Here is an 11,932-nt window from a genome sequence, read left to right as displayed (position 1 = left end):
AACGCAAGAATCGCTCGTTGTCGCTACGTGACGATAACGTGACGATTCTGGACAGGCGACTTTACGCTCCGGGCAGCTCAGGCCGCGCTGCCTTTTACCGCAGCAGACCGTGCATGTGAAAATCGCTGTAGTGCGGAAAAACAGCCGCCAGGTTGGAATTTCCCAGACGTTTCTGCACAATTTCGCCGATGACATCGCGAAAATCGGTGGTAACGGCCAAATCACCCGGGCCGTACAACTCATCTTGACTCAGGCCGGGCCAGCGTGTGTACACCTTGCCGCCGTTGACATTGCCGCCCAACACAAACATGATACTGCCATGCCCATGATCGGTGCCAGCGGATGAGTTCTCGCGCAGGCGACGCCCAAATTCGGTCATCGTTACCAGGGTGATGTGCCCCATCCGGTCTTGCAGATCGGTGTAGAACGCATGCAGCGCATCGGCAAAATGGCCCAACAGGAAGGAAAAATGGCCGTCAGCCCCGCCCTGATCGGCGTGCGTGTCGAAGCCGCCAATATCTGCACAGGCCACCTCAAGCCCAATGTCAGCTTTGATGAGTTGGGCGGTGGCTTTCAGTGAACGCCCCAGCGAACTCTGCGGATACTTCGCCCCGGGTGCCGGCTCATAGGTGCTGTCGGCAATCTGGGTCAACTGCTGCACCGCGCTGAGGGTCTGCTGCCCCTGGCTGGCCATCAGATCATCCCCTGCGTACAGCGCGGCGATGGTTGCCTGAATTTTATCCAGCTCCTGGCGCCGGCTGCGCAGGTGAAAATCGGCGATGGATTGCAGGGCCACGGCCGGAATGGGGCCGCGCAGGCTGGGCTGCAGCAGGGCGCCAAAACCGACGGCGCGGAAGGGCGACTGCTTGTCGGCCGCTTTGACCTGCAGATGACGGCCAATCCAACCGGTGGGAATGGCTTTCTCGCCGGGGGTGCCGCGTTCCATGTAGTCCATGGCCTCGAAGTGGGAATGGGTGGGATCGGGTGAGCCGACGGCGTGTACGGCTGCCAGGACCTTGTGCGTGTAGAGATCGTGCAGCGCCTTGCACGTTGGGTTCAGGCCAAAGAAGCCGTCCAGGTCCAGCGCGCTCTTGTCCTGGCCTGCTTTTGGCTCAGAAATCGCGATGGACTCCCGTTGGGTGTAGTATTCTGGGGCGCCATAGGGCACCAGGACGTTCAGGCCATCCAGGCCGCCGCGCATGAAGACGACGACGAGGACATCGCCTGTGGATGCGGCCGCAGGGCTGCGCAGCGCCACGCGCGGCATCCACGCCGGCCAGGTCAGGGCGCTCAGGCTCAGGATACCCGTTTTTTGCAGGGCCTCACGCCGGGTCAATTGATCAAGCAGCATCACATCACCTCTCATCAGCGCATCTGAAATGCAGGCGACGCCAGAATCATGGCGATTAGTTGGCGCTGGCCGGCGGCAGAGACATCGTTACCCACATGATCGAGCAAGTGCTGGCGGGCGGCTGCGGGCAGCGGCCGATGCAGCAAGCGCTCGATCCAGTAATCCACGGCTTCTGGCGCGGTTTTCAGCGCCGCGCTGCCGGCATGGGCGCCCGGCTTGAACAAGGCGCCCGATCCCTTGCCTGAGGTCAGCGTCAGGGCCAGGTTCCAGCGCGCCAGCAAGTTGGCGGTGTTGATCCAGGCCGCGCCCTGGTCCGGGTAGCCATCCGGCGTCGGCCAGTAGAAGGGGACCTGCCCCATGTCAAGCAGGGCGTTGAACAGAAGCTGGCTGAAACTGGCGGGTAGCGGGCCAACCGCGTCAGCGGATGACAGCGTGCGCGCTTTGGGCGCCGGTCCGAACGGCGGAATATCCAGCGCCCGCACCACGGAGGTCGCATATTCCAGGGGCCGTTTGATCTTGCGTCCGCCGGCCGCTTTGAACTCGGCCGAGCGCAGCAGCGTAGCCAGCACCTGGCGGATGTCGCCGCCAGACTCGAGAAAAGTGGCTGCCACGCGGCCAACCAGGGCCGGCGGCGGATCATCGGCTACAAAGCGGCGCACCAGTTTGTTGGCGATGAACTGGGCGGTGCTCGGATGCCGCGCCAGCATCGTCAACAGGCGCTCCCCTTCCTCCACACCGCCGCCCTTGATCCTCAGGCCCAGGACCACTTTGTCGCCCTTGTCGTGGGTCGTTGGATCGAAGACGAACTCGCCCACGTTGGCGCCCGCGCCCTGCACGCCGCGCTTGATCTGGCGCACGGTCCAGCCGGTCAGCACCCGCGCCGCCTCCTGCACGTCGGTCTGCGTGTAGCCGCCGGTCACGCCCAGGGTGTGCAGTTCCAACAGCTCGCGCGCGTAGTTTTCCTGCGCCACGCCGGCCTTGTTGGAGAGATTGTCCAGGTAGACGAGCATGGCCGGGCTTTTGGCGCTGGCCTGCAGCAGATCGCTGAACTTGCCCAGGGCGTGTTTGCGAATGACCTCGCGATCGTCTACGATCTTGAACATCCGATTGGCTTCTTTGAGCACGTAGATGTTGAAGTGGTTCGACCAGAAGTCTACCATCAGTTCGTACAACTGACGGCGGCTGAAGGCGGCGCGCAGAATGGTGGCGCTCACCAGTTCGCGATTGGCCGTTTGCGGAAAGCGCGGCGGCGCGGGATTGCCCGTGTTGGGCGGCGGCGGCTCGTCGTCGCGCGGGTCGTCCTCTGGCGGTTTGGACGCACCCGCGCCCGCGGCCGGCAGATGGTAGGTGTTCACCAGCTCGGTCAGCGTCATGGTCAGCGCCGGAAAGCGGAGCAGGGTGGCGTCCATCTCCTCATCGGCGATGGTTTCGGGGTGCAGCTGCTCTTCGATCCACGCGTCCACGCCGATCTCGCGCACGCGGGCCAGGTCAGCAGGGCGCGGGCCGAATGTGAGCCGCGTGACGGCTGCCACTGCCGGATCCAGCCCGGCATCCGCCTGACTGAGCGTAAGCGGTTGATCTGCCCACGCCGCCCACGGGCTGTCCGGCGCCGGGCGTTCATCCAGGCCAGACATCCAATCCGCGCCCCCCAACAGGACGGCGCCGGCCGCGGCCCCCTTGAGAAAATCACGACGCGACAGCAAGTTCGGTGTCATAGGTTCTTCTCCGATTTCTCTCTCATCCCAGAACCCGCCCCAGGTCTGGGGTGCGGTAGCCGCCCAGGCGCATCACGGCCGCGGCCAGCTCGTCGCTGCGGATGACCGCCAGCAGCGGTTGCAGCAGCGTGCTCTCGTAGGTGGCCTGCGTCATCACCAGATCATAGCGCTCTTCGGCCAGGGGGATGAAATCGAGTTCCAGGGCGCGCGCGGCGGCCAGAATGCCCAGGGTGCAGTCGGCCGCGCCACTCTTGACGGCCGCGGCCACGGCCAGGTGTGTAAATTCCTGGCGCGCATAGCCTTGAATCTGACGCGGGGCGATGCCTGCCTGCTTGAGCCGGTAATCGAGCAGGACACGCGTGCCCGCGCCGCGCTGACGATTGATGAAGACCACATCGGGCCGCGCCAGGTCGTGCAACGTCCTAATGCCTTTGGGATTGCCTGCGGGCACGATCAGCCCTTGCGTGCGCTGCACAAAGCCGAGCAACACCACCGGCACGCCAGGCAGCTGCTCGGCCACGTAGCTGACATTGTACTCGCCGGTCGCCTCGTCCAGCAGGTGCGAGCCGGCCAGGTGGGCTTCGCCACGCGCCAGCGCCAGCAGCCCGCCGTAGGAACCGACATTGGACGACGACAGGGTCAAATGGGGGTGACGGCGACGCAGGTAGTCGGCCAGCACGTCGAGGGTCAGGTCATGGCTGCCGATGGCGACGATGGTGTTTTCGATCTCGCTACGCTGGCGCAGCAGCTCCACCGTCACCTCGGCGCCGGGCGGATAGCCTTCGCTGAAGCGCGGCACCCGCACGATGCCATCCGCCTTGACCAGGGACATGATCACGCCCGCGCCGCGCTGCATCGGCGTCGCGACGAAGCGGTCAGCGACCTTGCCCACGGTCACGCGCATGAACTCGTCTTCGCCCATGGGGGAGAGCACCTTGCGCGTCAGGTTGGCGGTCAGGGTGGGGCGTTGGGGTGGCAGTTGCCCCTGCCAGCGTGCCAGCAGCGGCTTGATCAGCAGGTCGAAGGCGACGATGGCGCTGGCAGGGTAGCCGGGAATGCCGGCCACTGCCTTGCCCTGGGCCACGCCCAAAATCACCGGGTGGCCGGGGCGCATGGCAATGCCATGCACCTGCACGCTGCCGATTTCACGGAAAATGTCCGCGGTAAAATCGTGCGAACCGGCCGCGGAACCGGCATTGACCACCACCAAATCGTGCTCGGCCAGCGCGGCCAGGATGGATGCCTTGATCTGCGCGACGTCATCGGGCAGCGGCGGCAGGCGCACGACTTCAGCGCCCCACTCCGTCGCCATGCCGGCCAGCACCAGCGAGTTGTACTCGATCACATCGCCTGGCTTCAAATCGCTGCCCGGCAGCACCAACTCGCTGCCGGTAGGCTGAATGGCGACACGCGGCCGCCGGCGCACGAACACCTGGGTATGCCCGCAGCCGGCCGCGGCGCCCAGGTCCTGCGGACGCAGACGATGGTTGGCGGGTAGCACCAATTCGCCGGTCACCATATCCTCGCCCATGGGGCGCACATGCTGCCAGGGGGCCACGGCCGCCAGGATGGCGATGGACACGCCATCTTCCAGGACATGCACCTGTTCGATCATCACCACCGCGTCGAAGCCGGCGGGGATGGCGTTGCCGGTGTCCACGTAGATGGCCTGGGCCGGCGCCGCCAAACGCCGGGGGCTGGTTTCCAGGGCGCCCAGGGTCTCCGCGGCGCGCACCGCGTAGCCATCCATGGCCGCGGCGTGATAGTGCGGCGCGGAGGTCAGCGCCCACACCGGCTCCGCGGTCACGCGGCCGAGCGCCTGGGGCAGGGCCACCCATTCACCGGGCAGAGGTTGATCCAGCCCGGCCGCGCAGAGCGCGCGCTGCCAGCGGTCAATGGCTTCTTCCAGGCTGATATCTTCCAGGTAGATGTTGCGAGACAAGCGGTAGCTCCTTCGGACAAAACAAATCGGATGCGGCTGATTGTACCACAGGCCGGGGAGAAACGCGAAGGGACGGTGAGACACCAAGAAGAATTCTCTGGTAACTGCTCACCCTGCAGGCCGATTTGGACAGGATGAACAGGATGTACAGGATTCTTGCTCTGTGGTGTGCAAAACTATCGGCACGAGAGTTCGAATATCCTGTCAATCCTGTGAATCCTGTCTGAATTCCAGGCAGACCCAGCAGTTACCTCCTTTGCGTTCCCTGTGTCCCGGTGTGGGAAATCTTTGCTGGCTCACACGGGGACACAGGGACACAAAGATCAGTTTTTTGTTTTGATGAATCTGATTGAAAAACACAAAACAGATTCTTGACAAATCAATCCGTTTGCTGTATTATTAAATCAGATTTAATAAATGAAAAACATATGTTTTTTACCGAGTGATTGTAACGGGAGGAGAGAGGAATGTACAGAGCACCACATGCCTGCCCGGTGTGCGCGGCGGATATGCAGACGACGCGGCTGAGTTGTCCCACGTGTGGGACGGCCGTGGAGGGGCGTTTCGAGCGCAGCGGGCTGGAGAAGTTGAGCAGCGAGCAGGTCCATTTCGTGGAGGTGTTCCTGCGCAACGAGGGCAAGATCACCTGGGTGGCGGAGGAGCTGAAGCTCACCTACCCGGCGGCGCGTGCCCAGTTGTTGGACATTGTGACGGCGTTGGGGGTGAAACCGGCGCCGCGGGCTGCGCAGAGCAGCGAACGGCAAGAGGTTCTGCGCAAGCTGGCGGCAGGCGAGTTGAGCGCCGAAGAGGCCCTGCAGCAGATCAATCGTGGATAGAACCTGTCAGGAACAAGCAGAGCAGTCATAAGGAGTGAATGAAATGTCAGACCGTTTCGAGTTTTCCCTGCCAGAGGGAATTAGTCAGTTGACGATCTATGCCAACGATGAGTTGGCGGTGCGCGGCAGTGAGCGGCGCAACCTCAGTGTGGCGTGCGATGAGAAGCCGATCCTGGAGACCACCGACGCCGGGGTCGTGCTGCGCCTGGCTGAAGATGCTGAGGTCGAGGCGCCCGCGCACCTCGACCTGTTGATTGCCCGGCTGGGTGATGACCTGAGTCTGCGCAGTTTGCAAGGCCAGGTGCGGGTGGAGGCAGCGCCCGATGATGTCAGCATCAAGCATTGCGGCCCGGTGACGATTGGGCGCATGCAGGGCGATCTGTCCGCCCAGGAAGTACAGCGCTTGCAGGTGACCTCTGTGGATGGCGACGCCAGTCTGCGCGGGGTACAGGAAGTAATCCTCGGTTCAGTAGGCGACGACCTCTCCATCAGCCAGGCCGGCAGCGTCAAGGTCGAGACTGTGGGCGGCGATGTGGCGCTGACCAACATTCAAGGCAACGTTGAGATTGACAGCATCAAGAAAGACTTTGCGGCCACCAACGTGGGCGGCAACCTGCACGTGAACACGGTTGGCAGCGACGCGGTCATTCGTGGGCGGGCGACATCCGGTCAGCAGATTCACGTGCGCGCCTGGGACAGCCTGGCCCTGGTGTTGAACGGCCCGCTGGCGCTGCACCGGCTGGAAGGTCACGGCGGCTGGGTGGCCCTGCCGGCCTGGGAGGAGATCCGCAGCCAGGCGCCTAACCCGGCGCAGGAGGGCGGCGCCGAAGTGCTGGTCGCGGCCGGCGATCGTGTGACCGCGGCCAGCTATGACTTCGACGCCGATGAATTGACCGAGAACCTGAATCACCTCGGCGCACAACTGAGCAACCTGGGCGCGACCATCGCCGAGCAGGTGCGCAGCAGCCTGGCCGCGGCCGATTTCGCAGGCATTGGCCGTCAGATCAAGGACGCCATGACCGACATTGATTGGAGCGGTCTCAAGCGCAATGTGCGTGCGGCCGAACGTGCGCAGCAGCAGGCTGAGCGCATGGCCCGCCAGGCGGAACGCCGCCAGGCCTACCGGCCGGGGGTTCACGTGACCATGCATCCGCCGGTTCCGCCAACGCCGCCGATACCGCCGTCAGCGCCGATCACGCCCGCGGCGCAGGCCGACCGGTCGGGCAATGGTCATCTCAGCCAGGAGCGGCTGCTGGTGCTGCAGATGATCGAGCAGGGCAAGATCACGCCTGAGCAGGGCGAGATGCTGCTCGAAGCCCTGCCCGCCTGAGTCGGGTTCGAGTCCGGCAGGCGGTTGCAGAAAAACAAGACCGGGCTTCTGAGCGAAACCCGGTCCTGTCTTTGTTCAATTACCTTGCGAAGCCGCGACAGTCATCTCCCTATGACGCGTGGAACTCCCTGACGGCTCTGCGCATCAACTCTGTGTAATAGAGCTTTTCCAAGACCCATTCTCGAACCAGGGTGATCGTGTCCATCTTGCGTTCCCCGGCAATCTGTTCGAGCACCTCGAACTCCTTTTCTGGCAGATCTATCCTGACGGTTTTCTTATCGAGTCGCTCGAACACCAATTCCGTAACCTCTTCCAAACCATCTTCGAAGTCAGTTACATCATGAAAATCCCAAAACTCAGCTAACTGTTCTATCGAGTCCATTTGCGGAATGAACCTGGTATTCAGCGTCGTTTCCATTCTCGATATCGCCTTTCTTCCTTGAGCGTCATGGGTCGCGCAGTAACCGGAAATCCTTTGCCGTCAGGGAATAGTATCACAATACACAACAAATAGCGTCCTTCTGCTGTTTGCCCAAGCACATGATAGACTGGGTTGGCTCCGAACGCCTTCGACCGTAACACCAAGGAACGGTTGAAGCAAACCTCTTCAAATTCCTGCGGCAAGACACCGTGCGCCGCAATGTGATCAATTCGGTCAACGGGCCAGATAATCTCGTGTATCATCATGATCGTACTTGTCTGCCGTGCGTTCGACAATTGCCCACCAGAAGTCATCGCGCGACAAGCCCTTGCCGAGGCCGATACTCTCCCGCGAGCGCATCAAAAGCTGCTGGAAGCGCGACGACCGGGCCAGCAGCAAGCCTTCCAGGTCATCATCGAAGGCAGTGTACATCCGGTCTTCGTCTCTGTCAAGACCTATCTGTATTTCAAGCAGCCCTATGGTATAATCCACGCTTGATACTCACCAGGATCAGGTTTTGATATGACCGCAGTAAAAATTACGTCAACATTTCAGGAACAGGCCGATTTTGTGCTTTTTCCCGGCGACTGCCTGGAACTGCTGCCCCAACTGCCTGGCCAATCGGTCAAACTGATTGTCACCTCGCCGCCGTACAATCTCGGCAAAGAGTACGAACGGCGCCTGAGTCTGACCTCCTATCTCGACCAGCAGCGCCGCGTGATTACGGAATGTGTGCGCGTGCTCCACCCGCAGGGAAGCATCTGCTGGCAGGTAGGCAATTACGTGGACAACGGCCAGATCATCCCACTCGACGTCAAGCTGTACCCGATCTTCGAGGCGCTTGGTATGCGAATGCGCAACCGCATCATCTGGCACTATGGTCATGGACTGCACGCCACGCGCCGATTCTCTGGTCGCTACGAAGTTCTGCTGTGGTTCACCGGGTCGGACACCTACACCTTTCATCTGGATGCGGTGCGCGTGCCGCAGAAATATCCGGGCAAGAAGTATTTCAAAGGCCCGAGACGCGGGGAACTGTCGGGCAATCCGTTGGGCAAGAACCCAGGCGATGTGTGGGAAATTCCGAATGTCAAGGCCAACCATGTGGAGAAAACCGCGCATCCCTGCCAGTTTCCGGTCGAACTGATCGAACGTCTCGTGCTGGCCATGACCGACCCCGGCGATTGGGTGCTCGATCCCTTCATGGGCGCGGGTACGACAGCGCTGGCGGCCCTGATCCATCAGCGCAAAGCGATTGGCGCCGAAATCATGCCCAAGTACGTGGAGATTGCCAGGGAAAGGGTGAGGCTGGCCGAAGCCGGTCAGTTACGCATCCGGCCGATGGAGCGACCCGTCTATGATCCAGACGCCCCCTCCAGGAATCTTCCACCGCTTGATGTTCAACTTGGAGATGGCTATCGTCAGAAGAGGCTTTCTTTGTGAAACGCCGACGTTTCGTTCGACTGGCTCTGATTGCTCTGGCTCTGATTGCCGTCGGCCTCTTCTGGGCAGCGCGCACGCCGAACGGCGCCGCGGCCGTCAATGTGATCGAATACCGCGTGCGCGCCTGGTGGTGGTCCCTGACCGGCCAGCCCAGCTATGATCCGACCCGCAGCGGCAGCTTTTCCGGCGTCATCCGCACCGCGGACGGGCAGCCGCTGGCCGGCGCAGTGGCCCTGGTTGCCACCGTGCGCGGTGAGGTGTACCAGGCGCACAGCGACGCCGCCGGCGCCTACCGCGTGGATGGGGCGCCGCCCGGACGCTTTGTGCCGATGAGCGGCGCCTGGGGATTTGCCGAAGCCAACGGTCCGGCGCTGACGATCAGCGTGGGGCAGGAACGCAAGGGGGTTAACTTCACCCTGGCGCGCTACGTCCCCTCGCCCATCGGCCCGACCGCGTGGACCGCTGGCCCGGCCGCGGCCGCCGCGTCCGATTTTCCCAGACCGCTGACCGCGCAGCGCATTCCCTTCACCTTCACCCTCGACAGCCTGGTCATCGCGGGCGGGCAGTTCTACCTGCCCGATCCCATCACGCACACGCTGCCCACCATCTTCATTATTTACCCCAGCCCGGCCATCAACTGGAGCAACGTGTCCGCGGCGATGGCGGCCGAGGGCTTTGCCGTTGTGGCCGTTGGTCCCACCCCTGCCCGCGGCCTGGACATCGAAGGCCATGTGCGCGACTTCCGCGCCGTGTTCCAGGCCTGGCAGGTCGGGCGCTTCGACGAGATGGCGCCTGACGCCGCGCTCGATCATGATCGTTGGCTGCTGATGTCCGGCAGCTTCGGTTCGCTGATGCTCTTCCGCAGCCTGCGTGACCTGCCCGCGCCGCTGGCCATCCTCAGCGTGGGCGGCATCAGTGACGCCTTCCTGGGCATTCAGTCGCTCTACAGCACAGAGTTGAAAATTCCGCCGCCCTACGACAACTACGTCGCCGCGCTGGGCCGGCCGGACCGCGACCCGGCCTTCTTCTTTGGCTACTCTCCGCTTTTCTACGCCGACCGCCTGCCGCCCATCTTCCTGATTCACTCCTACGGCGACGAAATCATCCCCTACAACCAGACCACCACCCTCAGCGCCGCGCTCGATGCTCTGCAGGCGCCACACGAAACCCTGCTCTATCACGACACCACCCACTACCTGGACGCCTACAACCCGACCGAGTCCACCTTCCTCGTCTTCCGCCGCGCCATGGCCTTCGCCGGCGCGCACACCGCTCGGCGCTGAGTCGCCTGCTTTGACGCTGTCGCCATTCCCTTGTACAATACCGCCCATGTCTCCCGTCCACTCGACGTTGGCCTTGCTGTTCGTGAGAGCCAGGCTGCGTGCCGCTCGAAAAGTGCTCCGAGGTGTGCGATGTGCGTCTTTTGTGCCTCTCTACCGGCTGTCCTTTCCATCGGTGTGGCGACGCGAGCCGACCAGCGCCGCCAGCAGCAGCACGCTGAACAGGCCGGGGAGCCTGTTTCCCCGCCGCTGCTCCCGGCCGGCCCAATCACAGCCCTGACCCTGGCCGGCATCGTCACCGCGGCGGTGATTTTCCACACGCAGCAGGGGGCTTGAGATGTCCACTCGACGCCAGGCTCTCCTCAGCGCGTACTGGTTTGCCGTCAGCGCCCATTGGACCGCCATCCTGGTGGTGCTCCTGCCGGCGCAGGCGCAGCAGTTGGGCGGCGATGCCTTCAAGGGGCGCACCCTGGGTCTGGTCCTGCTGGCCGGCGCGCTCGTCTCCATGCTCGTGGCGCCGATCGCCGGCGCTCTTTCCGACCGCCTGCGCTCACGCCTGGGGCGGCGCCGGCCCCTTCCTCATCATCGGCACGTTGGGCAACATGATTGCCCTGCTCGGCCTGGCCTACCTGGCCAAGCCGCAGATGTTGGGCCTCTACATCCTGGCCTTCATGGCGGTGGAGTTCTTCAACAACATCGCCACTGCGCCCTACTCCGCGCTCATTCCTGACGTGGTGCCGGCCGGCCAGCGCGGCTCTGCCTCTGGCTGGATGGGCCTCATGACCATGCTCGGCAACTTCCTGGGCGGCATCATGGGCCTGCTGCTGGGCAGCATCGGCGGCATCGCCGGCGCGTACTGGCTGCTGGCCGCCATCCTGTTGATCGGCATGCTCATCACCGTTTTCAGCACCGAGGAACCGCCGCCGCCGCCGCTGCCGCTGCCGCCCTTCGCCTGGCGCCCCTTCCTGCGCAGCCTGGCCGACCCGTTCAAATCACGTGATTTCACCTGGGTCTTCTGGACCCGCTTCCTGATGGTGATGGGCACCTTCATCGTGCAGGAGTTCTTGATCTATTACCTGGACGATGTGGTCGGCGCGCCGTTCAGGATTTTCGGGCTGAGCATGAACGAAGCGGCCGAGGCCGTGTCGCTGGCTATCCTGGCCCTGCTCATCGGCGCCATCATCAGCAGCCTGGTCGCCGGCGTCGTCTCCGACCGCTTTGGCCGCAAGAAGATCGTCTATTTCTCCGGCGCCCTGCAGGCTGTAGTCGTCACGGTCTTCTTGTTCGCCCACTCCTACCCCCTGGCGATTGCCATGGGCGTTGTCTTTGGCCTGGGCTATGGCGCGTATATCAGCGTAGATTGGGCGCTGGCCACCGATGTGCTGCCCAGCATGGACGATTACGCGCGTGACATGGGCGTCTGGCATGTGGCGCTCACCCTGCCGCAGGTCATCGGCGCACCGATCGCCGGTGTCTTGCTCGATTTGGGCCAGGCCTACGGGCCAGGCGTTGGCCTGCCGACCCTGGGCTACACCCTGCTCTTCAGCCTGGCGTTGTTGTTCTTCATCCTGGGCACCGTTTTTGTCAGCCGCATCAAACGGGCCAGGTAGCGCA

General features: G+C 63.2%; 11 protein-coding genes. 5 read left to right on the top strand and 6 right to left on the bottom strand.

Features of this window, described 5'->3' with window-relative positions; all coding sequences use genetic code 11:
• Positions 1–94: 94 nt before the first annotated feature.
• The 3 genes from IPM84_25230 to IPM84_25220 are packed head-to-tail and all read right to left on the bottom strand — an operon-like array spanning position 95 to position 5,008.
• Complete coding sequence (locus IPM84_25230; GenBank protein ID MBK9095998.1) at positions 95–1,351, bottom strand: DUF1501 domain-containing protein; 1,257 nt, start codon at positions 1,349–1,351, stop codon at positions 95–97.
• Between the two features lie 14 nt (positions 1,352–1,365).
• Entirely contained in the window at positions 1,366–3,066 is a 1,701-nt protein-coding gene (locus tag IPM84_25225) for a DUF1800 domain-containing protein (protein ID MBK9095997.1), read from the bottom strand.
• Between the two features lie 22 nt (positions 3,067–3,088).
• Positions 3,089–5,008: a molybdopterin biosynthesis protein gene (locus tag IPM84_25220; GenBank protein ID MBK9095996.1), complete on the bottom strand. Its 1,920-nt coding sequence runs from the start codon at positions 5,006–5,008 to the stop codon at positions 3,089–3,091.
• A 467-nt stretch (positions 5,009–5,475) separates the two neighbouring features.
• On the opposite strand from IPM84_25220, the gene IPM84_25215 reads away from it, so the two are divergent.
• Positions 5,476–5,844 (top strand): DUF2089 domain-containing protein, encoded by a 369-nt coding sequence (locus IPM84_25215; GenBank protein ID MBK9095995.1) that lies wholly within the window; start codon positions 5,476–5,478, stop codon positions 5,842–5,844.
• 43 nt (positions 5,845–5,887) lie between these two features.
• Positions 5,888–7,174: a hypothetical protein gene (locus IPM84_25210; protein ID MBK9095994.1), complete on the top strand. Its 1,287-nt coding sequence runs from the start codon at positions 5,888–5,890 to the stop codon at positions 7,172–7,174.
• A 109-nt stretch (positions 7,175–7,283) separates the two neighbouring features.
• On the opposite strand, the gene IPM84_25205 is transcribed toward IPM84_25210, so the two are convergent.
• Both IPM84_25205 and IPM84_25200 read right to left on the bottom strand, forming a co-directional pair.
• On the bottom strand, positions 7,284–7,580 hold the full coding sequence (locus IPM84_25205; protein MBK9095993.1) for a hypothetical protein: 297 nt from the start codon (positions 7,578–7,580) through the stop codon (positions 7,284–7,286).
• Between the two features lie 249 nt (positions 7,581–7,829).
• A complete protein-coding gene (locus IPM84_25200; GenBank protein MBK9095992.1) occupies positions 7,830–8,087 on the bottom strand; it encodes a hypothetical protein in 258 nt (85 codons plus the stop codon).
• A 30-nt stretch (positions 8,088–8,117) separates the two neighbouring features.
• On the opposite strand from IPM84_25200, the gene IPM84_25195 reads away from it, so the two are divergent.
• Together IPM84_25195 and IPM84_25190 are read left to right on the top strand one after the other, a co-directional pair.
• A complete protein-coding gene (locus tag IPM84_25195) occupies positions 8,118–9,038 on the top strand; it encodes a site-specific DNA-methyltransferase (GenBank protein ID MBK9095991.1) in 921 nt (306 codons plus the stop codon).
• The gene (locus tag IPM84_25190; GenBank protein MBK9095990.1) at positions 9,035–10,321 is read left to right on the top strand and encodes a carboxypeptidase regulatory-like domain-containing protein; all 1,287 of its coding nucleotides are present in this window, start codon (positions 9,035–9,037) and stop codon (positions 10,319–10,321) included. Before IPM84_25195 ends, IPM84_25190 begins: the two co-directional genes overlap by 4 nt.
• A gap of 150 nt (positions 10,322–10,471) precedes the next feature.
• On the opposite strand, the gene IPM84_25185 is transcribed toward IPM84_25190, so the two are convergent.
• On the bottom strand, positions 10,472–10,723 hold the full coding sequence (locus tag IPM84_25185; GenBank protein ID MBK9095989.1) for a hypothetical protein: 252 nt from the start codon (positions 10,721–10,723) through the stop codon (positions 10,472–10,474).
• A 44-nt stretch (positions 10,724–10,767) separates the two neighbouring features.
• Between IPM84_25185 and IPM84_25180 the strand changes: the two genes are divergently transcribed.
• Entirely contained in the window at positions 10,768–11,928 is a 1,161-nt protein-coding gene (locus tag IPM84_25180; protein ID MBK9095988.1) for an MFS transporter, read from the top strand.
• Positions 11,929–11,932 lie beyond the last annotated feature (4 nt).

The organism is Candidatus Amarolinea dominans, from assembly GCA_016719785.1.
Lineage (GTDB): Bacteria > Chloroflexota > Anaerolineae > SSC4 > Amarolineaceae > Amarolinea > Amarolinea dominans.
Note: the sequence above shows the minus strand (reverse complement) of the source record. Positions and strands in the feature narration are given on the sequence as shown.

Coding starts and splice junctions, on each gene's coding strand:
- IPM84_25195 (MBK9095991.1), top strand. CDS start 8,118: ATGACCGCAGTAAAAATTACGTCAACATTTCAGGAACAGGCCGATTTT.
- IPM84_25185 (MBK9095989.1), bottom strand. CDS start 10,723: ATGGCGGTCCAATGGGCGCTGACGGCAAACCAGTACGCGCTGAGGAGA.
- IPM84_25210 (MBK9095994.1), top strand. CDS start 5,888: ATGTCAGACCGTTTCGAGTTTTCCCTGCCAGAGGGAATTAGTCAGTTG.
- IPM84_25215 (MBK9095995.1), top strand. CDS start 5,476: ATGTACAGAGCACCACATGCCTGCCCGGTGTGCGCGGCGGATATGCAG.
- IPM84_25225 (MBK9095997.1), bottom strand. CDS start 3,066: ATGACACCGAACTTGCTGTCGCGTCGTGATTTTCTCAAGGGGGCCGCG.
- IPM84_25230 (MBK9095998.1), bottom strand. CDS start 1,351: ATGCTGCTTGATCAATTGACCCGGCGTGAGGCCCTGCAAAAAACGGGT.
- IPM84_25180 (MBK9095988.1), top strand. CDS start 10,768: ATGCCTTCAAGGGGCGCACCCTGGGTCTGGTCCTGCTGGCCGGCGCGC.